The organism is Asticcacaulis taihuensis, from assembly GCF_900100255.1.
In the GTDB taxonomy this organism is placed as follows: domain Bacteria; phylum Pseudomonadota; class Alphaproteobacteria; order Caulobacterales; family Caulobacteraceae; genus Asticcacaulis; species Asticcacaulis taihuensis.
Map to the genome: position 1 here is coordinate 85,320 of NZ_FMTS01000001.1, position 25,841 is coordinate 111,160.

At 58.4% G+C, this 25,841-nt stretch carries 25 protein-coding genes; 13 read left to right on the forward strand and 12 right to left on the reverse strand.

The annotated features are described in order from the left end of the window. Positions 1 to 263 precede the first annotated feature (263 nt). From rplI to BLO49_RS00385, 4 genes are all read right to left on the reverse strand, one after another. Positions 264 to 851 (reverse strand): 50S ribosomal protein L9, encoded by a 588-nt coding sequence (gene rplI / locus BLO49_RS00370; protein ID WP_090642819.1) that lies wholly within the window; start codon positions 849 to 851, stop codon positions 264 to 266. Positions 852 to 863: 12 nt separating this feature from the next. Next, the gene (gene rpsR, locus BLO49_RS00375; protein ID WP_090642822.1) at positions 864 to 1,145 is read right to left on the reverse strand and encodes a 30S ribosomal protein S18; all 282 of its coding nucleotides are present in this window, start codon (positions 1,143 to 1,145) and stop codon (positions 864 to 866) included. 11 nt (positions 1,146 to 1,156) lie between these two features. Continuing rightward, positions 1,157 to 1,540: a 30S ribosomal protein S6 gene (rpsF, locus tag BLO49_RS00380; protein ID WP_090642825.1), complete on the reverse strand. Its 384-nt coding sequence runs from the start codon at positions 1,538 to 1,540 to the stop codon at positions 1,157 to 1,159. A gap of 181 nt (positions 1,541 to 1,721) precedes the next feature. Beyond that, positions 1,722 to 2,252 carry a peroxiredoxin gene (locus tag BLO49_RS00385; RefSeq protein WP_090642828.1) on the reverse strand — a complete coding sequence of 177 codons (531 nt, stop codon included), beginning with the start codon at positions 2,250 to 2,252 and terminating at the stop codon, positions 1,722 to 1,724. Positions 2,253 to 2,408: 156 nt separating this feature from the next. Between BLO49_RS00385 and fabD the strand changes: the two genes are divergently transcribed. The 7 genes from fabD (at position 2,409) to gmk (ending at position 8,804) form a co-directional block, all read left to right on the forward strand. Then, positions 2,409 to 3,356 carry an ACP S-malonyltransferase gene (fabD, locus tag BLO49_RS00390; protein WP_090642831.1) on the forward strand — a complete coding sequence of 316 codons (948 nt, stop codon included), beginning with the start codon at positions 2,409 to 2,411 and terminating at the stop codon, positions 3,354 to 3,356. Between the two features lie 77 nt (positions 3,357 to 3,433). Continuing rightward, entirely contained in the window at positions 3,434 to 4,174 is a 741-nt protein-coding gene (gene fabG / locus BLO49_RS00395; RefSeq protein WP_090642834.1) for a 3-oxoacyl-[acyl-carrier-protein] reductase, read from the forward strand. Positions 4,175 to 4,379: 205 nt separating this feature from the next. Further along, the gene (locus BLO49_RS00400; protein ID WP_090642836.1) at positions 4,380 to 4,619 is read left to right on the forward strand and encodes an acyl carrier protein; all 240 of its coding nucleotides are present in this window, start codon (positions 4,380 to 4,382) and stop codon (positions 4,617 to 4,619) included. Between the two features lie 228 nt (positions 4,620 to 4,847). Then, the gene (gene fabF / locus BLO49_RS00405) at positions 4,848 to 6,134 is read left to right on the forward strand and encodes a beta-ketoacyl-ACP synthase II (RefSeq protein ID WP_090642839.1); all 1,287 of its coding nucleotides are present in this window, start codon (positions 4,848 to 4,850) and stop codon (positions 6,132 to 6,134) included. Next, a complete protein-coding gene (gene mltG / locus BLO49_RS00410) occupies positions 6,131 to 7,237 on the forward strand; it encodes an endolytic transglycosylase MltG (protein ID WP_090642841.1) in 1,107 nt (368 codons plus the stop codon). The genes fabF and mltG overlap by 4 nt, the downstream gene beginning before the upstream one ends. Before the next feature lie 25 nt (positions 7,238 to 7,262). Next, positions 7,263 to 8,144, forward strand: coding sequence for a YicC/YloC family endoribonuclease (locus BLO49_RS00415; RefSeq protein WP_090642843.1), 882 nt, complete (start codon positions 7,263 to 7,265; stop codon positions 8,142 to 8,144). Positions 8,145 to 8,147: 3 nt separating this feature from the next. Then, positions 8,148 to 8,804 (forward strand): guanylate kinase, encoded by a 657-nt coding sequence (gene gmk, locus BLO49_RS00420; protein ID WP_090642846.1) that lies wholly within the window; start codon positions 8,148 to 8,150, stop codon positions 8,802 to 8,804. 117 nt (positions 8,805 to 8,921) lie between these two features. On the opposite strand, the gene rsmA is transcribed toward gmk, so the two are convergent. From rsmA to BLO49_RS00450, 6 genes are all read right to left on the reverse strand, one after another. Continuing rightward, complete coding sequence (gene rsmA / locus BLO49_RS00425) at positions 8,922 to 9,746, reverse strand: 16S rRNA (adenine(1518)-N(6)/adenine(1519)-N(6))-dimethyltransferase RsmA (protein WP_090642848.1); 825 nt, start codon at positions 9,744 to 9,746, stop codon at positions 8,922 to 8,924. Beyond that, positions 9,743 to 10,744, reverse strand: a complete 1,002-nt coding sequence (gene pdxA, locus BLO49_RS00430) for a 4-hydroxythreonine-4-phosphate dehydrogenase PdxA (protein WP_281187165.1) — start codon at positions 10,742 to 10,744, stop codon at positions 9,743 to 9,745. The genes rsmA and pdxA overlap by 4 nt, the downstream gene beginning before the upstream one ends. Then, positions 10,731 to 12,068 carry a foldase protein PrsA gene (locus BLO49_RS00435; protein ID WP_245678803.1) on the reverse strand — a complete coding sequence of 446 codons (1,338 nt, stop codon included), beginning with the start codon at positions 12,066 to 12,068 and terminating at the stop codon, positions 10,731 to 10,733. Before BLO49_RS00435 ends, pdxA begins: the two co-directional genes overlap by 14 nt. Before the next feature lie 58 nt (positions 12,069 to 12,126). Beyond that, entirely contained in the window at positions 12,127 to 14,814 is a 2,688-nt protein-coding gene (locus BLO49_RS00440; protein WP_090642858.1) for an LPS-assembly protein LptD, read from the reverse strand. Positions 14,815 to 14,967: 153 nt separating this feature from the next. Then, entirely contained in the window at positions 14,968 to 16,128 is a 1,161-nt protein-coding gene (lptG, locus tag BLO49_RS00445) for an LPS export ABC transporter permease LptG (RefSeq protein WP_090642861.1), read from the reverse strand. A gap of 10 nt (positions 16,129 to 16,138) precedes the next feature. Then, entirely contained in the window at positions 16,139 to 17,275 is a 1,137-nt protein-coding gene (locus BLO49_RS00450) for an LptF/LptG family permease (protein ID WP_090642863.1), read from the reverse strand. Between the two features lie 272 nt (positions 17,276 to 17,547). Here BLO49_RS00450 and BLO49_RS00455 point away from each other — a divergent pair, with 272 nt between their 5' ends. The 5 genes from BLO49_RS00455 (at position 17,548) to BLO49_RS00475 (ending at position 21,190) form a co-directional block, all read left to right on the forward strand. After that, complete coding sequence (locus BLO49_RS00455; protein ID WP_090642866.1) at positions 17,548 to 19,026, forward strand: leucyl aminopeptidase; 1,479 nt, start codon at positions 17,548 to 17,550, stop codon at positions 19,024 to 19,026. Positions 19,027 to 19,031: 5 nt separating this feature from the next. Beyond that, entirely contained in the window at positions 19,032 to 19,481 is a 450-nt protein-coding gene (locus BLO49_RS00460; protein ID WP_090642868.1) for a DNA polymerase III subunit chi, read from the forward strand. Between the two features lie 80 nt (positions 19,482 to 19,561). Next, positions 19,562 to 19,855, forward strand: coding sequence for a proteinase inhibitor i78 (locus tag BLO49_RS18295; protein WP_245678804.1), 294 nt, complete (start codon positions 19,562 to 19,564; stop codon positions 19,853 to 19,855). A gap of 144 nt (positions 19,856 to 19,999) precedes the next feature. Then, positions 20,000 to 20,464, forward strand: coding sequence for a response regulator (locus BLO49_RS00470; RefSeq protein WP_090642874.1), 465 nt, complete (start codon positions 20,000 to 20,002; stop codon positions 20,462 to 20,464). A 12-nt stretch (positions 20,465 to 20,476) separates the two neighbouring features. After that, positions 20,477 to 21,190, forward strand: coding sequence for a sensor histidine kinase (locus tag BLO49_RS00475; RefSeq protein ID WP_245678805.1), 714 nt, complete (start codon positions 20,477 to 20,479; stop codon positions 21,188 to 21,190). Here BLO49_RS00475 and BLO49_RS00480 read toward each other — a convergent pair. Next, complete coding sequence (locus BLO49_RS00480; protein ID WP_090642876.1) at positions 21,187 to 23,088, reverse strand: ABC-F family ATP-binding cassette domain-containing protein; 1,902 nt, start codon at positions 23,086 to 23,088, stop codon at positions 21,187 to 21,189. The genes BLO49_RS00475 and BLO49_RS00480 overlap by 4 nt on opposite strands. 94 nt (positions 23,089 to 23,182) lie before the next feature. On the opposite strand from BLO49_RS00480, the gene ndk reads away from it, so the two are divergent. Beyond that, positions 23,183 to 23,599: a nucleoside-diphosphate kinase gene (gene ndk / locus BLO49_RS00485; RefSeq protein ID WP_090642879.1), complete on the forward strand. Its 417-nt coding sequence runs from the start codon at positions 23,183 to 23,185 to the stop codon at positions 23,597 to 23,599. A gap of 124 nt (positions 23,600 to 23,723) precedes the next feature. On the opposite strand, the gene BLO49_RS00490 is transcribed toward ndk, so the two are convergent. Beyond that, a complete protein-coding gene (locus BLO49_RS00490; protein ID WP_090642881.1) occupies positions 23,724 to 25,778 on the reverse strand; it encodes a S46 family peptidase in 2,055 nt (684 codons plus the stop codon). Between the last annotated feature and the right edge of the window lie 63 nt (positions 25,779 to 25,841).

Sequence of the window (25,841 nt, forward strand, 5' to 3'; positions counted from 1 at the left end):
TGGCCTCCGTATAGTAATCGCACCTTCGTGCATGAAGTACGCATGGAATTACGCGAACTTTAAAATCCGAAAAGAGTGCGTCTTGGGAGCCTTGTGGGCGGTCGTGCAAGTCAAACCTGAATCTCGAATGCAGTGACCATACCTGTTTTCCCAGGAATAGCAAGGCGGATCAGCCGGTTGCAATAAACACGGCGTGATGCGGACATGGAAAAGCCCCCGAAAGACTGGCTTTCGGGGGCTAAATCCTCAACGCTTAGAAGCGATTAAGCTTCGTAAGGCGCGTCGGCCAGGGCAGCGCCGGCACCGCCTTCGAGCAGATCGGCCGCGGCGGCTTCATCCGCCAGGCGATCTTCTTCGAATTGCGAGGCGATGACGTTTTCGCCGGCGGCCTGACGCTCGGCTTCGTCAGCCGAACGGGCCACGTTGACCGTGAGGGTCAGCGAGACTTCCGCGTGCAGGCGCACGGTGATGACGTGCAGGCCGAGGGTCTTGATCGGCGTATTCAGAACGATCTGGTTACGCTCGACCTTGCCGCCGGCTTCAGCAACGGCGTCAGCGACGTCGCGGGCATTGACCGAACCGTAGAGTTGACCCGAGTCACCTGCCTGGCGGATGATGACATAGGTCGTGCCGTCCAGTTCCGAAGCCGACTTCTCGGCGGCGGCCTTGTTGGCGGCGTTACGGGCGACGATCTGTTCCTTCTGGGCCTCGAAGACCTTCAGGTTGGCAGCCGTGGCGCGCAGGGCCTTGTGGCGGGGCAGCAGGAAGTTACGGGCGAAGCCGTCCTTCACGCCAACCACGTCACCGATGGTGCCGAGGTTTTCGACACGTTCAAGCAAAACAACTTTCATGATCTCTGCTCCTTACTTCACAACGTAGGGCAGCAGGGCCAGGAAACGGGCGCGCTTGATGGCCTTGGCCAGTTCGCGTTGCTTCTTCTGGCTGACGGCCGTGATGCGCGAGGGGACGATCTTGCCGCGTTCCGAGATGTAACGTTGCAGTAGCTTGACGTCCTTGTAATCGATCTTCGGGGCGTTAGCGCCGGAGAACGGGCACACCTTGCGGCGGCGGAAGAAAGGACGACGGGCGGGGCCGTTGCCGACGGGCGCGCCGGGAGCGGTGGAGGCGATTGCGTCTTCAGACATCTGGGGCTCCCTTATTCTGCGAAGTCAGGCGTGCGTTCGGCACGATCGGAGCGATCCGAGCGTTCCGGACGGTCACGGCGCGACAGGACGGGCGACAGTTCGAGGTCGAGCTCTTCGACGCGAACGGTCAGGAAACGGATGACGTCTTCATTGATCGAAAGCTGGCGCTCCATTTCCTTCACGGCCGGGGCCGGGGCGTCGATGGCGAGCAGCGAATAGTGAGCCTTGCGGTTCTTCTTGACGCGATAGGTCAGGTTGCGCAGACCCCAGTATTCGATTTTGGCGATGTGACCACCGCCTTCTTCGATCAGGTGCTTGATGGTGTCGTTAAGAGCTTCCGCCTGTTGCGGCGAAATATCTTGCCGTGCGAGCACGGTGTGTTCGTAAAAGGGCATGTTTATCCTCTTCCGTTGCTCCGGGTGGCGCCTTGAACCAGCGGAAGGTCTGGTCAGGACGATGGATCGTACATGACACGATGTCAGCCGACCACCCGGAAGGGAGCGCCCTCATAGATGAGGAACGCTCAAAAGGCAAGAGTTGTTTAGTTTTGCGCCCAGGCGACGCGCCGTGTGCAGCCTACTTACCTGCGTCGACAGCCTGCAAAAGCGTGCTGACATGGGTGGAGGCGTCACCACTGTCATGGACGAAGGCAATCTTGCCATCCGTGCCGACGACATAGGAAATGCGGTTGGACATGTTCATGGTGCCCATCTGCGCATCGTAGGCTTTGGTGACCACGGCCTTGGTATCGGCGCCCACCGGGAACTTGCCCTGGCAGACTTCCTTGGAAAACTTTTGCAGCGTGCCGATCTCATCAGTGGAGACGCCGACGACGGTCACATGTTTGGCTTCAAACTTCGGGATGGCTTCGGAAAACTGATGCGCTTCGAGAGAACAGCCGCCGGTAAAGGCTTTCGGGTAGAAATAGACCACGACAGGGCCGGATTTCAGGGCGTCCTGCAATGAGAACGTGCTGACGACGCCATTGGTGGCGACCGGAATACTGAAGCCCGGCGCCTTGTCGCCAACCTTGAGGGCGGCGAAGGCCGGGGAAGCCAGCAGGGTGGCGCCAGCGAGAGCGGCCAGGCCGAGAACGATTTTCTTCATGAGCGTATCTCCTGTTTTTGTAACGCTATGCCTTATACGGCGGTATGGCAAGATCGGTTACCGTTTATGCAAAAAGTAAAAATACATGGTTTGGCTTGCCCTGAAGGTCGCATTGTCCTAACGGAGTCGCCGGTTAAATTGTGAGAGGCAAGGATCATGACACTGGCATTTGTTTTTCCGGGGCAGGGGTCGCAGAGCGTCGGCATGGGCGCGGAGCTTTACGACACATTTGCCGTGGCGCGTGAGGTGTTCGGTGAGGTTGATGACGCCCTCGGTCAGAAGCTGTTCGCCATCATGCGCGAAGGGCCAGAAGATCAACTGACCCTCACCGAAAATGCCCAGCCGGCGATTATGGCGGTGTCTGTCGCCGTGTCGCGCATTCTTGAAAAGGAATTCGGCGTTCCATGTTCCACGGCGAAATATATTGCCGGTCATAGCCTCGGTGAATATTCGGCCCATGCGGCGGCGGGAACCTTCTCCCTGGCTGATACGGCGCGCCTGCTCAAGCTGCGCGGCCAGGCCATGCAGCGTGCCACGCCGTTAGGCGTCGGCGCGATGGCGGCCCTGATCGGCAAGGCCGATCTGGAACTTGCGGAAAAAGCCTGCGAGGCTGGCGCGGCCGCCGGCGTGGTGGTCATTGCCAACGACAATAACGCCGGGCAAATCGTCATTTCCGGCATGAAGCAGGCCGTTGAACTGGCGGTCGAAAAAGCCAAGGAACTGGGCGCCAAGGGGATGTTGCTAAATGTCTCGGCGCCGTTTCACTCGCCGCTCATGGAACCGGCCGCTGAAGAAATGCGCGCGGCGCTGGCCGAGGTGGCAATCCATGCGCCCGTATCGACCCTGGTGGCCAATGTCACGGCGCGGCCGATTGGCAGCAAGGATGAAATCGCCGACCTGCTGGTGCGCCAGGTGACAGGCCGGGTGCGTTGGCGGGAATCGGTGCAGTGGCTGGCAACAGAAGGCGGTGTCACGACCTTTGCCGAACTGGGGGCAGGCAAGGTGCTGACGGGCATGAGCAAGCGGATTGCGCCTGAAGCCAATTCGGTGGCTCTGAACGGCGCGGCCGATTTCGAAGCTTTTGCGGCCTCGTTCAAAGCCTGAGTACGACAATCTGCTTGATCCCTTACATGGTTTTCGCCTAAACGCGCCGCCATACATTGTTTCTGAGGAGCCGATTCATGTTCGACCTGACCGGAAAAACCGCCCTTGTAACCGGCGCCACCGGCGGCCTGGGCGCCGCCATCGCCCGATCGCTTCACGCCCAGGGCGCGAAGGTCGTTCTGTCCGGCACACGCGAAAGCGTTCTGGCGGAACTGGCCGCCGAACTCGGTGACAATGCATTCATTGCCGCCGCCAATCTGTCCGATTCCGCACAGGTCGATGGACTGGTCGCCAAGGCCGAAGAGGCCGCCGGTTCCGGCCTTGACATCCTGATCGCCAATGCCGGCATCACCCGTGACGGCCTGATCCTGCGCATGAAGGACGAAGACTGGGAAACCGTCATCAAGGTCAATCTCGAAGCCTATTTTCGCCTGGCGCGCGCCGCCACCAAGGGCATGATGAAGCGCCGTTACGGCCGCATCATCGGCATTACCTCGGTGGTCGGCGTCACCGGCAATCCCGGCCAGACCAACTATGCCGCCTCGAAGGCTGGCATGATCGGTTTTTCCAAGGCCCTTGCGCAGGAGGTCGCCAGCCGCAATATAACCGTGAACTGCATCGCTCCGGGCTTCATTGCCTCGCCCATGACGGACGAACTCAATGACGCGCAAAAGGCCGCCATCCTGACTAAAATTCCGGCGGGCGCCCTGGGCGAAGGCAGCGACATCGCCGCGGCGGCCGTATATCTGGCCAGCGCGGAAGCTGGCTATGTGACGGGCCAGACCCTGCACGTCAACGGCGGCATGGCTATGATTTAAGGCCATGATCTAGGACGATGATTTGAATATAACAACGGGTAAAATGCGCGTCTGGTGTGTGTTTTGCCGCTCTTGCTTTGGCCGGTGTTTTTAAATGTCTTGAAACGCCGGTTTTATATGCCTACAAGACAAAACTGGATTCTATCCTCCCCTTGGGACCCTGCGGTCTCGGGTCCTGAGTTTCTACTTTCTGAAGGGACAATAAATGTCTGAAGTTCTTGAACGTGTTCGTAAGATCGTGATCGACCACCTGGATGCTGATCCGGACAAGGTCACGGAAAAGGCGAGCTTTATCGACGATCTGGAAGCCGACAGCCTCGACATCGTTGAGCTGGTCATGGCTTTCGAAGAAGAATTCGATATCGAAATCCCTGATGACTCGGCTGAGCACATCCTGACTGTGGGCGACGCTGTTGCCTACATTGATGGCAAGCTGAAGTCCTAAGTCCAAAGACTTGCTTGAGCGCGGTTTCAGACTCCTGTTATGGGGGTTTGGCCGCGCTTAGTTGTATCTAGAGCGCAATCCAACAAAGTGGTCACTACCGCATCGGCGGTCCGATTTTTGGATAAATTGCGCGCCAAAACAAAAAGCTGGAGCAAAATGATGATTCTATCTAACGTCATTTTGCTCCAGGTCTGGCCGTAGTAAGGCCAAATTGAAGGTTGATCGCCTATGGTTCGTCGCGTCGTAATTACTGGTCTCGGTCTGGTTTCACCTCTCGGTAACGGGGTCGAGATATCCTGGAAACGCCTGCTTGAAGGCAAGTCCGGCGCCGGGCCTATCACGGCTTTCGATACGACCGACTATGCCTGTACCGTGGCCTGCGAAGTCCCGACCGTCGATGGACGTGGCGGTGGCGGCCCGGACATCGAAGGCTCCTTCGACCCGTCTGCCGTGCTTTCCAACAAGGAACGCCGCAAGGTTGACGACTTTATCCTTTACGCCATCGCGGCGGCTGATGAAGCCCTGAATGATGCCAACTGGCACCCGGAATCGGATGAAGACCAGGAGCGCACCGGCACCCTGATCGGGTCCGGGATCGGTGGCCTCGGCATTATCGCCGACACGGCTCTGGAATTGCGTGACAAGGGGCCGAAGCGAATTTCCCCCTTCTTTATCCCGTCCTCGCTGATCAATCTGGCCTCCGGCCAGGTCTCGATCCGTCACGGTCTGAAGGGACCGAACCATTCCGTCGTTACGGCCTGCGCCACCGGTGCCCACGCCATCGGCGATGCGGCGCGTCTGATCATGTTCGGCGATGCCGATGTCATGGTGGCCGGCGGCGCGGAATCGGCCATCGTGCCAGTCGGGATTGCCGGCTTCATTGCCTGTCGCGCCTTGTGTACGGCCTTCAACGACGCGCCCGAAAAGGCCTCGCGTCCCTATGACAAGGACCGCGACGGTTTCGTCATGGGCGAAGGGGCCGGCATTGTTGTTCTGGAAGAATATGAACACGCCAAGGCGCGCGGCGCCAAAATCTACGCCGAAGTTCTGGGATACGGCCTGACCGGCGATGCCTACCATATCACCGCGCCTTCCGAGACCGGAGATGGCGGTTACCGGGCGATGGTAGCGGCGGCGAAGAATGGCAATATCGACCCGGCGACCATCGACTATGTCAATTCACACGGCACTTCGACCATGGCTGATGGCATCGAGTTGAAAGCCATCGAAAAGTTCCTCGGCGAGCGTGCCGCCACCGGTACTGTGTCCTCGACCAAATCGGCGATCGGCCACCTGCTGGGCGGCGCCGGTGCGGTGGAAGCAATCTTCTGCACCCTGGCAATCCGCGACCAGATCGCCCCGCCGACGATCAACCTCGATAATCCCGATGTCGATACCCCGATCGACCTGGTGCCGCACAAAGCCAAGCCAATGAAGATCAAGCGGGTGCTTTCCAACAGTTTCGGCTTCGGCGGGACCAATGCCGCGCTTATCCTGGGTGCGGTTGACGAATGATCCGCATCACCGGCCAGGCATCGTCGGAAAAGGGGGGCAAGTCGCTTTGGGCCCCTCTGGCGGGGCTTTTGGCCGGTTTGCTGCTGCTGGTTTTTTCCGGCGGCCTGTTCCTCTATGCCCAGCTCTATGGACCTGGTCTGAAAACCACGACACGGGTGACGCTGGCGCATGGCATGAGCGTCAGGGGGATGGGGCAGGCACTTGAAAAAGCACATGTCATCCACTCAGCCAGCCTGTTCCGGTTGGCAGCAAAGTTCACTGGCCGGCACAGCCTGAAGGCGGGCACCTATGAATTTCCAGCCGGCACCTCGCTGATGAGCGCGCTGCGGCGGATTGAAGACGGCAAGGTCGTCCAGACCTTCATCACCATCCCCGAAGGGCGGACCTCGGCCCAGGCCGTGCGTATCCTGATGGGTATCAAAGACCTGACCGGCGATGTCGAGGTGCCACCGGAAGGGGCTATCCTGCCGGAAACCTATCTCTATCAGCCGGGCGAAACGCGTCAGGCCGTGCTCGACCGGATGCTCGACGCCGGCCGTGATACGCTGGACGCGCTTTGGGCCAAACGCGCCCCGGACCTGCCGTTTGCCACCAAGGAAGACGCCCTGATCATGGCCTCGATCGTCGAGCGCGAGACCGCCCTGCCGGCGGAGCGCCCGCGCGTGGCGGCCGTTTTTATCAACCGCCTGCGCAGCGGCATCCGCCTGGGTTCCGACCCGACCGTCATCTATGGCATTTCACATGGTGAACCGCTTGGCCGGGGGTTGACGCGGGAGGAACTGGATACGCCGACGCCGTGGAACACCTATCAGATCGACAAATTGCCGGTAACGCCGATCGCCAATCCCGGTAAGGCGTCAATTGCCGCCGTGCTCAATCCCGCCAAAACACAGGATCTCTATTTCGTGGCCAATGGAACCGGCGGGCATGTCTTTGCCGCCAGCTATGAGGAGCACCTGGCCAATGTCGCCAAATGGCGGGCCATGGAAGCCCAGGTTAATGTCTATACGTCTTCTGCCGTTGCGCCAGAGCCACCTGTGGGGCCGTCCGTTGCCAGGACCGACAAGGCGGCAAAACCAGTGCGTCTGAGCGCCAGGCGTTAATACCCCCGACATCCGGAGACACTCCATGAGTCTGGCTAGCATGACCGGCTTTTCCCGCATTGAGGGCGGGTATGACACCTTGACCTGGACCCTGGAAATGCGCAGCGTCAATGGTCGTGGTCTCGACGTCAAATACCGATTTCCGGCCGGTTTTGAGGCCGTGGAGAGGCTGGGGCGCGACCTGGCCAAGAGCCGGTTCCAGCGCGGCCAGATGAACCTGACCGTATCGGTCGGTAGCGCCGCGGCGAAAACCGGTGTGACGCTCAAAAAGGATGTGCTTGAATTCTATCTCGAAGCCAGCCGCGCCCTGATCGACGCCGGTGAGGCGGTGACGCCTTCCGTAGATGGTTTGCTGAGCCTTCGCGGCGTCATTGAGGCAGCCGGCGACGAGCGCGCCGAACTGAATGCCGAAGCTGAGGCGGCATTGGTGGTTGACCTTGCGGCGCTCTTTGACCGCCTGAAAGAGGCTCGTGAAAGCGAAGGTCGGGCGCTTGAAGCCATATTGAAGGGCCACCTGATCACCATGGCGGCCTGTGTTGAACGCGCCAAGGGGCTGGCGGATCAGCAGGTTGAGGCGATCAGGGAACGTTTCACCCGCCGGCTGGATGAGTTGTTGCCCGATGCCCAGGATTTTCAGGAGCGCGTTCTCCAGGAAGCGGCACTTCTGGCCACCAAGGCCGATGTCCGCGAGGAACTGGACCGCCTGACCTCGCATCTCGACCAGGCGCACCAGTTGATCGAGGGGGAAGCGGCACCGGGGCGCAAGCTTGACTTCCTGGCGCAGGAGTTCATGCGGGAAGCCAACACCCTGTGCTCGAAATCGGCCTTTATCGAATTGACCCAGACCGGGCTGGAGCTTAAAGCCTCGATTGATCAGTTCCGTGAACAAACGCAAAATGTGGAGTAGGCGATGCCGAATACCTCTAACCCCGGCACGCAGCGCATAAAGCGCGGTCTCATGCTTATCGTTTCATCGCCCTCCGGCGCCGGCAAGACGTCGCTGTGCCGGCGGCTGATGGCCGATCATGCCGATCTTGATCTCTCGACATCAGTCACAACGCGAAAACCGCGCCCTGGTGAGCAGGAAGGGCGTGAATATCACTTCATCGACGACACTCACATGGATGAACTGATCGCCGAGGATGCCTTCCTGGAACATGCTTCGGTGCATGATCATCGCTACGGCTCCTTACGCGAACCGGTCGAGCGCGCCCTGTCTCAGGGCAAGAATGTGCTGTTCGATATCGACTGGCAAGGGGCGCAGCGTATCTCCGCCAAGGCGCCGTCGGACGTGGTGCGCATCTTCATTCTGCCGCCGTCGATGGAGGAATTGAAGCGCCGGCTGATCGCTCGCGCGCAGGATGAGATGGCGGTGATCGAGCGTCGTCTGGCGCGTGCCAAGGGCGAGATCGCGCACTGGGCGGAATATGATTATGTCATCCTGAATGACGATTTTGACCGGTCCTATGCCGAACTGATCCACATCTATCATGCTGAGGTCGCGCGCCGCTCGCGTGGGCTTTGGATTGCGCCTTTTGTGGATGAACTGATGTCGGAGCCTGTCTAACGGGGTTTGGGGCCTGTGGCCCCATAAACCTTGCTTTATTCAAAGAAAATATCCGCCATTTTGGCGGATATTTTCTTTGAAAGAGAGAAGACTTGGGGCCGCAGGCCCCAAACCCCGTTAGATCAGATGCGCCAGCCGCAGGAAGTCCTGCGGTGACACCTGTTCCGCCCGTTCACTCGGCGTGATACCGGCCTTTTCCAGCAGGGCTTCGCCGCCCAGTGATTTGAGCGATGCGCGCAGCATCTTGCGGCGCTGGCCAAAGGCGGCGGCGGTGACTTTTTCGAGATTTCGGATCACGCGTGGTTCCGGACGTTCCGCCTTTGGTTTCAGATGCACCACGGCGCTGTCGACCTTTGGCGGCGGCGTAAAGGCGCGGGCTGGCAGGTCCATGATCTTCTGGCAATCGCACAAAACCTGGGAGATCACCGACAGCCGGCCATAGTCATTATCGCCCACCGGCGCCACGACACGCAGGGCCACTTCCAACTGGAACATCAGGGTCATGGACAGGGGCAGCCACGGGCCGGTCAGCCACTTGATCAGCAGCGGCGTCCCGACATTGTAGGGCAGGTTGGAAACAATATGTGCTGCTTCCGTTAGGTTGCGGTCCGCAAGTGAGCGAGCTTCGTCAATCTTGGTGGCGTCTCCCTCGATGACCTCGAACCGGTCACCATATACGCCATTCAATTCACCCAGCAGGTCTATAAAGCGACTGTCCATCTCCACCGCTATGACCTTGCGGGCTTCGGTTTCCAAAAGGGCACGCGTCAAACCACCGGGGCCTGGGCCGACCTCGATCACGACATCACCATCGAACGGGCCACCCAGGCGGACGATCTTGCGGGTGATGTTGAGATCAAGCAGGAAATGCTGGCCAAAGCTCTTCTTGGCCATCAGGCCGTGGGCTTCAAGGCTTTCGCGGAGGGAGGGCAGATCGGTCATGCAGCGGCTCTATTCCGGCTGATTTCGTCGGCGGCGCGAATGGCGGCCAGCAGGCTGTCAACCCGCGCAATGCCCTTGCCGGCGATATTGAAACCGGTGCCATGATCCGGTGAGGTACGGACAATAGGCAGGCCCAGGGTAATATTGACGCCGCCCCAGAAATCGAGGGTTTTCAGCGGAATAAGTCCCTGATCGTGATACATGCACAGGGCGGCATCATAAGCCGTGCGCGCCTCGTCATGGAACAGCGTGTCCGCGGGAAATGGGCCCTGAATATTGATGCTTTCATTCTGCAATTGATTTAGGGCGGAGGCCAGAATGTCGATTTCCTCGCGGCCTAGGGTGCCCTCTTCGCCGGCGTGTGGATTCAGGCCGGCCATGACCAGGCGTGGCGCGGCAATGGCGAAATCTTTGATCAGCGCGGCATTCGTAATGCGCGCCAGTTCAACCAGTCCGGCAATCGACAGAGTCGCAGGCACGGCGCTCAAAGGCGTGTGAATGGTCGCCAGAACAACACGCAGATCCTTTGCTGTAAGCATCATGACCGGCGTGGGCACGACATTGCCCTTACGGCAAAGGTCTGCAAGGTATTCTGTATGGCCGGGGAAACGAAAACCGGTCGCGTAAAGCACAGACTTGGCGATCGGGCAGGTGATCAGGGCGCGCGCCCGGCCGCCGAGGCACAGTTCGGCGCCGGTCCTGATCCAGTCAATGATAAAGGGGGCATGGACGCCATCTGGCTGCCCGGCGACCGCCGGCGCGCTCAGTGGCCTGTCGAGCACTGGCAGGGCATCGGCGAAATGTGCATTGGTTTCCGACACATCGGCCACTGGCATGACCGGCACGCCCTGTGCGGCCATGAGCCTGGCATCACCGATCACGCAAAAAGCTAAACCAGCCTGATCTCTCAGGCTGGTCCAGGCTTTCGCCGCAAGCTCCGGGCCTATCCCGCAGGGATCACCCAGGCTCATAACCAATGGGGCGTCAGTGGTTCTCAATCGTCGCCGTACTTCTTAGTTCGCGCAGGTAGCGGCGTCCCAGCATGGACAGGCGCTGATTGACCAGATTGTTTTCGACCTGGTCGCGGCTCAGGGCGTTATCCCCCGCCAGTTGGCGGTCGCAGACATAAAGTACGTTCATGTTCTGCGCATTGCGAAGCGGTTCCGTCACCTGGTTGTTCTTCAGCGGGCGCAGGGCGTCGGCATAATTGGTCAGTAGCGTTGAAAGCTGGGCATCGCCCAGATCGGTGACCTGGACACCGGCAGGGGCCTTGCCGTCCAGGTCATCGAAGGCTTCGCAGCTATCAACACGCGACCGGAAACTGGCGAGGGCCGCATTGGCGGCGGCCACATCGGCGGGGCTGGCATTGGCTGGCAGGGGAACGGCGGCCTGCTTGAGACGGAAGACCATGTCGGCATTGCCATCGGTCTTCTGGCGCAGCAGGTAAATATAGACTCCGTCCTTGGTCACGATCGGCTCACTCATTTCACCGGGCTTGAGCGAGGCCAGAACCGTTTCGACCGACGGCTCAATATTGCCGGAAACCAGCCAGCCGGCATCGCCGCCATTGGCGGCCGAGGGTGCATTAGAAAATTGGCGAGCGACGGCCTGGAAGGGCGCGACCTTGGCCGCTATCTGGTCGCGCAACTGCTTGGCGCCCTGAAGCGCGTTGGCGGGGGAACCAGCCGTCGTATTGTCGATAAAGATTTCCGCCACAAGATATTGCGGCTTCTGGCCGTCGGCGATGACCTTGTCCATCAGGGAATCGACCTGGGCCGTGCCGACATTGGCGCTGGAATGATAGCGGCCGCCAACCAACTGGTTCCAGCCAGATTCAGCGGCAATCTGGGCGCGTAGAGTAGCCGGTTCGACCCCGACGCGCTTCAGTTCGCTCAGGAGCTGGTCGGGTTTCAGATTGCTTTGCGAGGCCATACGGGCGATTTCGTCGTCAACTTCGGCATCGGTCACCTTGACCTTCCAGTGGTCCAGCTCCTGCTGTTGCAGACGTTCGTCGATCAGGCTGTTCAGGGCCTGCTGCTGGAAGGCGGCGTAATTTTCCTGCGTCACCTGCACGCCCGACGTCACGATCAGCAGCAACATGCGCTGTTTCAGGTCATAAGAGGTGATCATGTCGTTATTGACGGAAACCAGTATGCCTTCCGCCAGCGGCGGCAATTGCGGTGCCTGGGTATCGGGTGTCAGGGCCGGCTGCGAGGCGAGGGCGGCGTCACCCGTATCTGGCGTCTGGGGGAAGCTTTGCGCCAGAACGGGGGAAGCCCCGAGCATCAATGCCACGGACAGGACGGGCAAAACCCTGGACATGAATGAACCGGAGGTCAGAGGAGTGGACATGTGCATAGCGTGACGGTTTGACCTGAGTTTAGCGGACATCGTTGACCTTCGCAGGTGATGTTCCCAATGTGGTTAAGTTAAGGCGGAAGAATATCGAGGATGACGATTTGCCGTTACGAGTGGTAAGGGCTGAATCGTTTTGTTGATAAACGAGTTCGAACCAACTGCAATCATCCTTGTAAATTACGCTGACAGTAGATTTACGCCAGGTATCGCTGACCATATCCCGGTCAATCCGGGCCGATACACCCCAGTGAGAGGTAAAGAAGTGCTGCCCGTAAAGCTGGATGTCGCGGTAATTGTCGCCGAAGGTTTTCAGCTTGCCATTGGCTGCAAGTTGGGCGAGCCGCGCAGCCTGAAGCGTGCTGTCAAAAGCCGTACCGTTATAGCCACTGTAATAGTTTTGAATCTGGCCGGGCGTCAGAACATTATTTACGATATAGCGCAAAGTCGCCTGCGTATTGGCGCGTACCGCCGTCAGACCATATTCACCCTGGTTCAGGCGTCCGGTTTGGCCATCAAATCTCAAACGTGTATAGCCATTAAGGCCAGCGCCGGTGTCGAAACTGCCGGTGGCGATCCAGTCGGAATTCTGGCTTCCCAGGCCCGAAGCGTCATAGGTATAGCTTTGACCGTTGATCGCCACAGTCTTCATGAATTGCGTTTCAATATCATTGCGCAAAACGCGGCCAAGCAAGCCGTCGACGCGCAGACCGGACTTGAAACGCAACTCACCCCGCAAGCCCAGGTTCAACCTGGAGCCGGCTTCATAGATATCAAAACCGGAAGATTTATTGAAGCTGAACAGGGTTGTTTCGTCAAATTCAAACGACTGGCTGTCTTCGGTCGGAATATAGGGGCTGACTTGTGCCTCGGGAGATACGGCTAGTTGAGCTACCGGTTCAATGATTGCCGTAAAGCCTTTAAACTTCCGGTACATTGGGTAACTGATATTGAGGCCGGCCGTTGCCAGATCACGGGAAATATCTTGCGTCAGACCTTGACCGTCAAGATTTGAAACCTTGTAATAATCATGGCGGGCATCAATGAACGGTCCCCATTTGATACCGCTGGCTGTGGTCATGTCGCCTTGCCAGTTCAGGCCGGCACTGAATCGGTTCGTGTCGTATCCGGCGGTTTGCACGAGCAGACCCGTGGGCGCTCCGATATCTTCCGCATTGAGGCCGGCCTGTGTGCTGAGCGTTTTATGATAAACGCCTATCGCATTCGCCGAAAGTGTCAGTTGTCCGCCAAGGATGCGTGATTTCGGCGACCAGTAGGCTTCAACCTGCGGCGCAATGGTCGGGAAAAAATCGGAGGTGATGGCATAGGGCTGCAGGCTTGTGCCGCTGGCGCTGTCCAGATAGCCGCCGACCTGCAGGCTTTGAAAATTCGCCAGCGTGACCGCGAAATAGGCATTGGAAACCTGGCGCGTCACATTGAACTGATTGATTAGCTGGCGAGAATCCACAGAAAGATCACCGACCTGATCAAAGGCGCCGTCAATACTATAGCGTTCAAAGAAATTGGCGTAGTCGCCTTTCGGATCGCCGCTCTCATCCTTCACATGCTGGGCGGTGAAATTCCAGCGCCAGTCTTCGTTGATCTTGAAGGCGCCATCCGCCAGAAGGTATTCGCGCGTCGCCGAAACGCCGTGGCGGTTACCGTCATTATCGAAGAATGCCTCATTGGTGAAACCGCCGCGGACATGCAACGTGCCGGAATAGAAGCGGCGCATATAGTCCAGATTGAGCAGCGGATTGACACTGGCGTTCAGTTGCGGGCTGATGATCAGGTACTGGTAGGGTGAGATCGACCAGAGATAGGGTTGCTCGTATGAAAAACCGCGTTTCTCATCGGCCGAAATTTTCGGCGGCAGGAAACCGGAGGCGCGCTCCAATTCAGGATCCGGCGTCCAGAGGTAAGGCGCATAAAGGACCGGGACGCCTTTCAGCTTCACCACAGCGTTATTGTAAAAGACCATCTTCTTGTCTTTACGCTGGGTAATCTGACTGGCCTCGATCGACCAGGTCGGGTCCTGGGTCTCGCCGTTCTTCACGCACAAGGCACAGGGCGTGTAGATGACATTGGTCAGGCGGTTGATGTCCGGACTGACCTGCTCCAGGCGGCGAGCGAAGACTTTTGAATTGTCACGGCCGATCGAGGCAAAATTCTCGCTGTACCCGGACTGCATATTGTCGTCATAGGTGATTTTGTCGGAGAACTGTACGCTGCCATCCTCATTTAGCGTCTGGGTATGGCCCTCAGCCGTGGTCACGCCGGTCACTGAATTGGAAATAACCTTGTCGGCGCGGATGGTCCGGCCGTTCTGGCGCAGTTCGACGCTGCCAACGGCGGTTGTGACATCATCATCGCTGTTGATGACCTGGTCGGCTTCCAGATAGGACGTGCCCCTGGTCAGGCCGTCAGTGCCGGGCGTGGTCTCGGTACGGATGATCTTGGGTATGGGCCTGGCGTCGGCATAGGGCGGGCGTGTTTCGGCTGGCGAAGGTGCAGGAGCCGTTATCTCGGTGGCAGCGACCTGCGCAAGCGCCAGTTCAAAAGCAAATTGCGTACCGGTGACGCCGGCCACTCGCGCAGCTTGGCCTTGGGATTGCGCCATGGCGTGGTTGCAGCCGGCACCCATGGCGATCAGGGTTATCACGCCCGCGCCGATCCGGCCTGCCTCCAGCTTGTAAGAATAGCGCTTAGTCATCGCCTGCCGTATCAGTCCTGTAGTCCAAAATCAAAAATCGCAGAACGCCGGCAGGAATGCCGCATCGGTTCATATAACATAGCCGGCGGAGAAACCGACGAAAAAGACATGTCCCATGAGACAAATCGAATCACACCGGGAAGACTAGCCTGTTTAACCGTCCTCTGTGTAAACGATCAGGGTCATGGCAGCCAGCATGGCCAGAATGGCCGGTGACCAGCCCGCCAGAAACAGGGGGATCACGCCGGCCTTGCCCATGCTGGAAAACAACTGGTTGACGAAGAAAATGACGAAACCAAGGCTGATGCCGGAAATAACCAGGCCTGTCATTCCGCCAAGGCGCATCAGGCGCAGGCTGAACACTGCGCCCAGCGCTGTCATCGCCGCAAACATCAGTGGGGTCGAAAGAAGCTGATGGAGTTTCAGTTCGTAAAGCGCTGTCGAAAAGCCTGAGACACGATTCTGGTGAATCAGCCCCGGAAGACGCCAGAAAGGGACGCTCTGGGTCGAGGCGTATTTTTTGAAAGCCTTTTGCGGGTCCAGATTTGACGGCATGGTCAGCACATCATACGGCGCGGTTGGTGGACCGGTCACGGTCGCCTCCTGGGCATTGCGCAATTGCCAGTAACCCGGGCGCAAAGTGGCTTCCTGGGCGTCAATCCGCTTGCGAAATACCGGCACCTGCCTGGCGTCGATATCGTAAATCCAGAAGGTAACGCCCAGCAGGTGACCTATAACCTTGCTGTCCTGGCTGGCGGCGCGGATGACGATCTGCTGACGGCCATCGCCCTGACGCAGATAAACGGCGCCATTTGACGACCCCTGAACGGGCGCGTCTGTCTCTCCGAGGCTCGCGGTGACGCGTTCGTAATGGTCATTCAGCTTGGATGCGACCGGATTCAATACGCCGATGGTCAACAGACCGAAGGCAAAAGCCATGACAGTGGCGGGCAGGATGAAGCGCCAGGCTGAAACGCCGGCGGCACGCATGGCGATCAGTTCACTCCGGCGATTGAGGTTCACAAAGGCGAACAGGGCGCCGAACAGAAAGGCGAACGGCAAAAGCACCAGGATCGAACCCGGTGACTTTTCCAGCATCAGACCGATGACCGAGAGGCCGGAAACATCGGCCTTGGCGCCCAGAGTCTTGGAAATGCTGACATATTCAATCAGGAAAATCAGCGCTGCGACGATCATCAGCGCCGACAGGAACGCCTGGATGCAGGTCTGGAGGATATAGGTCTCAAGGCGGCTTTTACGCCACGGATTGAGATAAGCGAGATTGTCGAGAAATTCGGGGCGGCTCAGGTTCATGGCATTTCCCCTACAATGGCCGCAGGGCCGTTTTGGCCTGGACCGCGCGGGGACGCAGGCCGGGCGTCAGGCCGTCATGTCTGCGAATCTGGCGCCAGCACAGGAAAACGGGAATAAGGGGCACAACATATTGCAGGATGTTGATTATCCAGGCTGAAGCGCTGGCCGTCTCTACCACCACCCCGAATATCCGGGTGCCGGCTGCCGCGGCTGCGGCGATGGCGATCCTTTGGGCATAGCCGTTGCGGCTGAAGCGGCCCCCCAGCACGCTGACAATGGCCAGCATGACGAAGGCCAGATTATAGAGCGGGTTGGCGATTCGCGCATTGGCCTCGGCGTAATATTTCTGCAAGACGGTCTTTTCGTAATCATAACGGATGGGGAAGGCCAGTTCGTGCATGTAGCGGTCGCCTTCCTTGTATTGCAGATAGTCGTCGCTGGTGAAGTAGGATGTGATGTCGAAGCTGTATTCATCCCAGGTCAGGTGATCGAGCACGCCCTTGCCGGCCAGTTGCTGGTTTGAGCCATCGCGCATGATCAGAATGGAACTGCCGTCGATTTTCTTGATGCGACCTTCACGCGCGGCGAAGGTCTGGTCCTTGCCGTCCGGTTCGTCGGTCCGGATAAATATCTGCCGCAGCAAACCGTTCTGGTCGATCTTCTGCACATAGATGGTCAGGCCCGATTCGGAGGTGGAGAAGTCACCTTCCCTGACCAGGCTGGAGATCAGGTCGTTTTTGACATCGAAAAGCGCCTGTCGCATCGCGCGATTGGTCAGGGGCTGGATGAACAGGTTCACCATAAGACTGATGAGGGTGAAATAGATGGCGATGCGCAGAATGGGATAGGCCACCCGCATAAGCGACATGCCGCTGGCATAGGCCGCGGTGAATTCATGCTCACCCTGCATCCGCGTTAGGGCCACAAGCGTGCCGACGAACAGGGCGATGGGGAATATCAGCCCGGCGAGCTGCGGCATGGACAGCAGGGTGATCTTGATGAAGGTCCAGGCATTCTGGCCGCGCTCGACCACAAGGTCGAACTGGGTCAGGGACTGGCTGAGCAGGGCAATGGCCGTCAGTGCCGCCACCGCGCCGCCAACCGGCAAGATCAGTTGGCGGAATATGTAGCGGTCAAGTGTGCGCATATTTCAGGTTAACTCGTCGGATGCCGTGTTCGCATCCCCTTTTGACGGCTTACCGAGTTAATTACAAGCTGTTGCATGGTGCCGTGCAAAAAAATTGAACACTTATGTACAGTCCGCCTGTGAAAGCGGGAATAAACCTCAGACGCGGCCGGCGTTCGCCGTGAAATCCGGTAACAAAAAAGTTGCAGAAAACACTTCTGTCAGCCGGCAAAAAGAGGCATAGGGCTTAAGACTGCCGCCGTTTCAGGACGGCCACTACTTCGGAGGAATTCATGCCGCAACCTGCCATCTCACTCGCCACCGCACCTGCCGCCAAAACCTGCCTGGCGCTCATTCTGGGCGAAGGCGAAGGTGTCAGCGCCGGTTTTTCCAGGCTGGCTCCAGAGGCGGCGGAAGACGTAAAAGCCTCCCTTACCGCCCTGGGATTCAAGGCGGCCCGTGGCAAGACGCAACTGCTTAGCCGCCCAGCCGGCACGGACGCCGCGGCCCTGGCGGTAACCGGTGGCGGCGATCTTGCCAAGCTTGACGATGCCGGTATGGAGACCATTGCCGCCAGCCTCTATCATGCGGTCAAGGGCGCCGGTTTTGAGGGGCTGAGCTTTGACCTGACAGGGTATGCGCCGAATCTAGTGGCGCGGGCGCTGCTGGCCTTCCATCTGGCCTCTTACCGCTTCGATAAGTATTTCGGTCAAGCCAAGCTGGACAAGGCGCCGACGCTGAAAAAAATCACCCTTGTCTGCGACGATATCAAGGCGGTGGAGGCGGCGTTTGAACCCTTGGCGGCCTTGCGTGACGGCATTCTGTTCGCCCGCGACCTGGTGTCGGAACCGGCCAATGTGCTCTATCCGCAATCCTATGCTGATCGCGTCAAGGCACTGGAAACGACTGGACTTCAGGTTGAGGTCCTGGGCGTGGCGGAAATGGAAAAGCTGGGGATGCACTCTCTGCTCGGCGTCGGCCTCGGCAGCCGCAAGGAATCGAAACTGGTGATCATGCAATGGCAGGGCGCGGGCAAGGCCCAGCCCGTCGCCTTTGTCGGTAAGGGCGTGACCTTCGATACCGGCGGCATTTCGATCAAGCCGGCCGAAGGCATGGAAGACATGAAGTGGGACATGGGCGGTTCCGCGGCCGTGGTCGGCGCCATGATCGCGCTTGCCAGCCGCAAGGCCAAGGTCAATGCCGTCGGCATCATCGGCCTGGTGGAAAACATGCCGGATGGCAATGCCCAGCGCCCCGGCGATGTGGTCAAGGCGATGTCCGGCACCACGATCGAGGTGATCAATACCGACGCTGAGGGGCGGCTCGTGCTGGCCGATGCCCTGTGGTATTGCCAGGACCGTTTCAAGCCTCAGTTCATGATTGATCTGGCGACCCTGACCGGCGCTATGATCATTGCGCTTGGCATGGATTATGCCGGTGTTTTCAGTAACAACGACGAACTGGCTGAGAGAATCGGTGAAGCGTCGAAAGCCGCGGGTGAAAACACCTGGCGAATGCCCTTGCCGCCGCAATATGAAAAGCAGATCGATTCCAAGATTGCCGATATCCGTAATATTGGCGGCCGTCCCGCCGGATCGATCACCGCCGCGTTGTTTTTGCAGCGCTTCGTCAATAACGTGCCATGGGCGCACATGGATATCGCCCCTGTTGCCTGGACCAATGAGCAGCGCATTCCGACCGTGCCGGAAGGGGCGACCGGATTTGGCGTCCGGACGCTTAATCAACTCGTCGAGCGCTTTTACGAGCAATAGGTCTCATGCCGGACATCTGGTTCTACCATCTGGAAAAAACACCCTTGCCTCAGGTTTTGCCGGACCTGTTGGAAAAGGTCGTGCAAAAAGGGTGGCGGGCCTATGTTCATGGTCATGACGATGACAAGATTGAGGTCTTGAATGGCCATCTGTGGGCCTATAGCCCGGCTTCCTTCCTGGCGCATGGCCGGGAAGGAAATGAACTGGCGCCGCGGCAGCCGGTCCTGCTCGGGACATCGGGTGATATGGTCAATATGCCAGATGTTTATGTCTCGGTCGCACCGGTGGATTTTCCGGATGTGTCTGTCTTGCAGAGATGTCTGGTTGTCTTTGAAGGCGGTGACGAAGACCATCTCGGTTGGGCGCGGCAACAGTGGAAACGATTGAAAGGCGAGGGCGCCGATCTCGCCTATTGGAAACAGAACGCACAAGGTCGCTGGGAGAAGATGCAATGAAGAAATTACATGAATGCGGTGCTCTTTTTGCCTTGTTTTTCATGGGCCTGTCTTCATGCACATCGGCGCCGGAAACGCCTGTGGCTCCAACACGTCAGCCTGCGCCTGCGCCCGTTTATCATCCGCCGGTAGTGAGCCACCCAGCGCCGCCGCCAAAACCCGTTTACAAGCCCATGCTTGAGGATCAGTGCGGCGCGGCCGCCCTGCAATACCTGGTGGGTAAGCCGCGCACGGAAATTCCGGTGCCGCTCGATCCGGGCAAGCGCCGGGTTGTCTGTTCGAGCTGTATTGTGACGCAGGAATACCGCTCGGACCGCCAGACAATCGTTTTCAGCAGCGAGACCGGTATTATTGAATCGGTTAAATGCGGGTAACCACGATTTAGCGTTTTTGATGTGGTATTTCCGTTGGTCTGTGATCCGGGTGATGCTACCCTGAGTATAAGTAAAGAGACGAATCGACGGTATTGCGGGGCGGCCCGTCGTCCATACCCACCCAAACGATCGGGTCTTGAATGCATGGATAAAAAGCTCATAGGTGAGGGAAGGCCGGCGGAGATACTGCTGGTTGACGATAACCGCGGCGATGCCCTGCTGGCAGCTCACGCCTTCAGGGAATCGCGCGTCGAATCCAACCTGACGGTCGCCTCTACCGGAGAAATGGCTCTGGCCATGCTGGCGCAGGAGGGGGACTATCGCGGTAAACGGATGCCTGACCTGATCATGCTGGATCTTGGTCTGCCGAAAATGAGCGGCGTTGAGGTTCTAAGCCGTATCAAGAGCGACCCGCGCTTCAAACATATTCCCGTGATCGTGATGTCGAATTCGGGCGCCGGTAGCAATATACTGAAAAGCTACCAGCTTTATGCCAATGCCTATGTCATCAAACCCGTCGACCTGGCGAAATTCCGTGAAGCTATTTCGCTGATAGAACAGTTTTTTTTCCTTCTGGCCTGCGTGCCTTCCCAGAATATAGACGCATAAGGAGGACGTGCCATGCAGGAACCGCGACACATTACCATGACTGCTCCCGCCGATCCCGCCGAAGAATTCAAGGATTTTGCCTATATCGTATCTCACGATCTCGCCGGTCCGGTCCGGTCGATGGTGGCATTTTCTCAACTGCTGAAGGAGAGCCTGCCAGTTGTCGAAAAGGCGGAGGATCAGCTTCATCTCGACCTCATTATCGAAAGCGGCCAGAAACTCGGGGAAATGATCCAGGGGCTTCTGGCCTTTTCACGCCTGAACACGGTGCCGCGCAGCCGCTCACTGGTTGAGCTCGAAATTGTGGTGGCGCGTTGCTACATGCAGTTGCAGTCACAACTGGATGCGACCAAAGGGCATTTCAACTATCCGCGGATGCCGGAAGTGATGGCCGATGCCCAGCAGATGCACACGGTATTCTTCGCGCTGCTGGATAATGCCATCAAGTTCCGCAAGCCTGATCAGGCGCCCGATATCCGTATTCGTTGCGAAAAAACGGCTGATTTCTGGGAGTTCAGCATCTCGGACAACGGAATCGGCATCGATCCGCTGTTCTATGACGATGTTTTTCGCCCGTTGCGCAAACTGCATACGGATGAGGTCTATCCCGGTGTCGGGATGGGGCTGACTTTGGCGCGCAAGATCATTATGGCCCATGGCGGTGAAATCTGGCTTGAGCCATCCGACATGGGCGGCCTGAAGGTCAATTTTACCATTCCGCGTTAAACGCCGGCTTCAAGTCTGGCCGTTTCGTAGATTTCCGCGGCTGTCATCCATTCGGCTTCCAGCGCGACCATCTTTTCCTCCAGTTTTGCTTTGTCTTTACTGAGGTTTATGGCCAGGGCCTGATTTTTCGCATAGAGGTCAGCATCCCCCAGCTTGAGATCGAGCAGCTTGATTTGGTTGCTGGTCACCTCTATCTGACGCTCCAGGTCGTCGGCCTTCTTCTTCAGGGGCGCGATGGCATTGCGCGCGGCTGCGGCGGCCTTCCGCGCTTCCTTGGTATTGACGTTGACCGGTTTCTCCTTGGCCGCGGCCTGAGCTTCTTCGCGCGTCGCCGTCTTGGCGCGTTCGATCACCAGTTTGGCGTAGTCGTCCATGGTGCCGGTATAGGTTTTCACATTGCCATCATTGACCAGCCACAGCTTGTCGGCCACCAGTTCGACCAGCGAACGGTCATGGGTGATGATCAGGACGGCGCCTTCATAGTCATTGAGCGCATCGAGCAGGGCGCGACGGCTGTCGATATCCAGGTGGTTGGTCGGTTCGTCGAGGATCAGCAGGTGCGGCGCATCCATCGCCACCATGTTGAGCAGCAGGCGGGCGCGTTCGCCGCCACTGAGATCCTTGACCTTGGTCTCGACCTTGGTGGCTGTCATCCCGAAGGAACCGAGGCGCGAACGGCGTTTGGCCTCGGTTTCGTCCGGCCGGGCGCGACGAATCATTTCCAGCGGCGTATCTTCCGGGTCCATGGCTTCGATCTGGTGTTGGTGAAACCAGGCCACGGTCATGCGGCGGTCACGCCATTGCGTGCCGTGACTTTCGGTGAGAGCGCCGGCCAGCAGTTTGGCGAAGGTCGATTTACCGGCACCATTGACGCCCAAAACGCCAATCCGATCATCGGGATCGAGACGAATATTCATGTGACGCAATATGACGGTATCACCATAACCGACACTGGCATCTTCCAGGCGCAGAATGGGCGGCGAGAGTTGCTTTTCCGGCGACGGTAACATGAATGGCGCCACCCGGTCTTCAATGGAGGCGGAAATGGGCGGCAGCTTTTCCAGCTTCTTCATGCGCGATTGCGCTTGCGACGCCTTGGATGCCTTGGCGCGGAAGCGATCGACAAAGGCTTGCAGGTGGGCGCGCTCGGCTTCCTGCTTGGCGGCATTGGCGGCATTCAGGCGGGCCTTCTCGGCGCGCATACGCTCGTAATTGTCGTAATTGCCGCTGTAATAATCTAAGCGCTGGCCGACCACATGGACGATGGCATCGACCGATTCATTGAGCAGGTCGCGGTCGTGCGAAATCATCAAGGCGGCATTGGGGTAGCGCTTCAGGCGCGCTTCCAGCCACAGGGCGCCTTCGAGATCGAGATAGTTGGTCGGTTCGTCCAGCAGCAGCAGGTCGGGCTCCGCCAGCAGGGCGCCGGCCAGGGCGGCGCGCATCCGCCAGCCGCCGGAAAAGTCAGAAATCGGCCGGGTCAGATCGGCATTCGAAAAGCCAAGGCCCGAAAGGATTTCCGCCGCCTTGGCCGGGGCGCGGTCGGCGCCGATGGCGTAGAGATCGTGGTGGATTTCCGCCTGGTGCATCGGATCGGCCGTTTCCAGCGCCAGCAGCAGGTCGCGGCGGCGCACGTCAAGGTCCAGAACCTCGTCGATCAGGTGTTTGGGCGAGGCGGCGATTTCCTGATCGACGCTGGCGATACGCCATGATTTCGGCGTGGTGATTTCACCGCCGCCGGGTTGAGATTTGCCAAGGATGAGGCCGAACAGGGTCGATTTACCAACGCCGTTCAGACCGACCAATCCCGCCTTGGTGCCCGGCGTCAGGGTCAGGTTGGCGCCATCAAAAAAGCGACGGCCATAGGCGTCATAGACCAGGTTGGTAATCTGCAACATTGACTTAAAAACTTTAGAAAATACGGGTTGGCGAATGCATCGGGTGTCGCTATAAGCCAGCCAACTTTAAATACCAACACAAAATGGATTTCCTATGTCCCGTACCTTCTCGATCATCAAGCCCGACGCCACCCGCCGCAACCTGACCGGCGCGATCAACGCCGTCATCGAAGCGGCCGGCCTGCGCATCGTCGCTCAGCGTCGCGTGAAGCTGACCCAGGCGCAAGCCGAGCAGTTCTACGGCGTCCACAAGGAACGTCCTTTCTTCGGTGAACTGGTTGCTCAGATGACCGCCGAGCCGGTCGTCGTCCAGGTTCTGGAAGCCGATAACGCCGTGCCGAAGTACCGCGAAGTCATGGGTGCCACCAACCCGGAACAGGCCGCTGAAGGCACCCTGCGCAAGCTGTTTGCCCTGTCGATCGGTGAAAACTCGGTCCACGGTTCGGATTCGGACGAAAACGCTGCGATCGAAATCGCCCAGTTCTTCACCGAAGACCAGATTGTGGGTTAAGCCTATGGGGCGTGGGGGCTGTGCCCCCACAAACCTTGCCTTATCAAAGAAAAAAGCCCGGTCGATTGACCGGGCTTTTTTCTTTGAAAGAGATAAGACTTAGGGGCACGGACCCCACCCCCCATTAGTTTGTCCGCAATTCCGCCAACAGCGCCTGATTATCGTAAACCTTGTCCAGAGCCACACTGACAGCGGCCGTCGATACCACCACCGCCCGGTTAATCCCTGAGTCATAAAAATACGCGCCGCCCAGGCTATGAATATTGCCATCGAATACCGCACCGATGATTTCGCCCTGGGCATTAACCGCCGGCGAACCGGAATTGCCGCCGACAATGTCATTGGTGGTGACGAAATCCATCACCGTATTGCCATCGAATTTGCCGCGCGCCTCGATAAACGATTGCGGTAATTGATAAGGCGCCTTGCCGGTGGCCCGGTCATAGATCCCCTTCATATAGGTGAAGGGGGTGACCGTCGTGCCGCGCCAGTTCCAGCCCTGAATACGCCCATAGGAGAGGCGCAGCGACCAGGTCGCGTCGGGATAGGTGTTCGTGCCATAGGCCCTGAAGCGCACACGCGCGATCTTTTCCGCCGCGATACGCGTGGGACCGGCAACCCGGTTTTCATACGCCCGGCGAATGTCGCGCGATGCCGGATCGATGCGCAGGGCGTATTGAATCATCGGGTCGTTTGATGCCTTGATCGCCGTCATGCCGCCCTCCCACAGGGCTTTGCGGGTATCGACATTATCCAGTCCGGTGTTTTCCACCAGAAATGCTGCCAGTTGCTCGGGGGAGGATTTTCCCAACAGTATCTGCGTTTGCGGGGCGTCTGTACCCATATACTCCCGCGCTTTTGACAGGCGAAATTCCAGGTAAAGCTGTTCGAGCGGCTTCTGGACCTGCGCATTGGCGAAGAGATCGCGCTCGATCGCCGGCAGGCGCGAGTCGGCATATTCCGGCAGGCGTTCCGCGGAAGGTTTCTGACGTTCGGCGGCGCCGCGCACCAGTTCGCGGGCATAGTTGAGCAGGGTGGAGCTGTAGGGCGTATTTTCAAGGAAATTATAAGGCAGAAAGAGTTCCGTATATGCCTTTTGCGCCTCGGCGATCTCGGCCCACGGATCGCCGATTTCCGTGGCAAATGAACCGGACAGGGTTGATTTGAGGTAGGCTTCCTCCTGGCGTTTGGCGGCGATCATGGCCGGATCGCGCAGCGCCTGCCATTCAGCGCCCATGGCCTTGAAGCCGTTCTCGACGCCAAAGACCGCATCCTGGCTGATGCGCCGGTTTTCCTCGTCCTGCCCGGCGAAGGTGATCAACCGGCCCCGCAGTTCCGATTTCATCATCTGCACTGGCGGATAAACCACATCACGCAGGGTTTCCAGTTGCGCGGCGGTCATCAGGCGTTTTGTCGTGCCGGGATTGCCGGCGACAAAAACCGGATCGCCCTCTCGCGGTGTATCGGTATTCCAGGTCAGGTGATCGGGTGTTCTGACCGGGGCATCATTTTCATAAATACGCAGAAAACCGATATCGAGCGCATAGCGCGGAAAGTTGAAATTATCCGGATCGCCGCCAAAGAATGCCGCCTGGAATTCCGGTGCAAAAACAAGGCGTACATCGGAATACTTGCGGTATTTGTAGAGCCTGTACTGACCGCCTTGATAGAGCGGTACGATTTCGCAGTGCATCCTGGTATCGTCATCACAGGCTTTTTTCTCGATGCCAGTAGCGGCCGCAGATTGCGCGCGGACAAAGGCGTCACCGGTCAGACCGGCCGTCGCTGCGTTGATCTCTTTCGTGTAGTCCGTGACCGAGGTCAGAATTTCGGCCATCAGGCCGGGGCACGTGCGTTCGTCCGCTCGCGCTGCCATGTAGCCATCAGTAACATAATCCTGCTCCCGATCAGACAGGTCCTGCGCACATTCCATGATGCAATGGTGATTGGTGAAGATCAATCCTTCGCCTGAGACGATAGCGCCCGAACAGCCGGAAGTCAGGCGAACACTGGCGCCCTGAAGATGGTCAAGCCACTTTTGATCAAGCTTCGTGCCGTAGGTGGCATTGACCCTGGCTAGAGGGAAATTGTCGAATGTCCACAGCCCCTCTTCGGCGGTGGCGCGTCCGGAGGTCAGGGCAAACATCGCCAGAAAGACAAGGATAGCTGTACGGATCATCAAAAGCCCAGACCATGTAAAGTAGGATCATAGCATGGTTGCTATTGTTGCCGTGTAACCGCC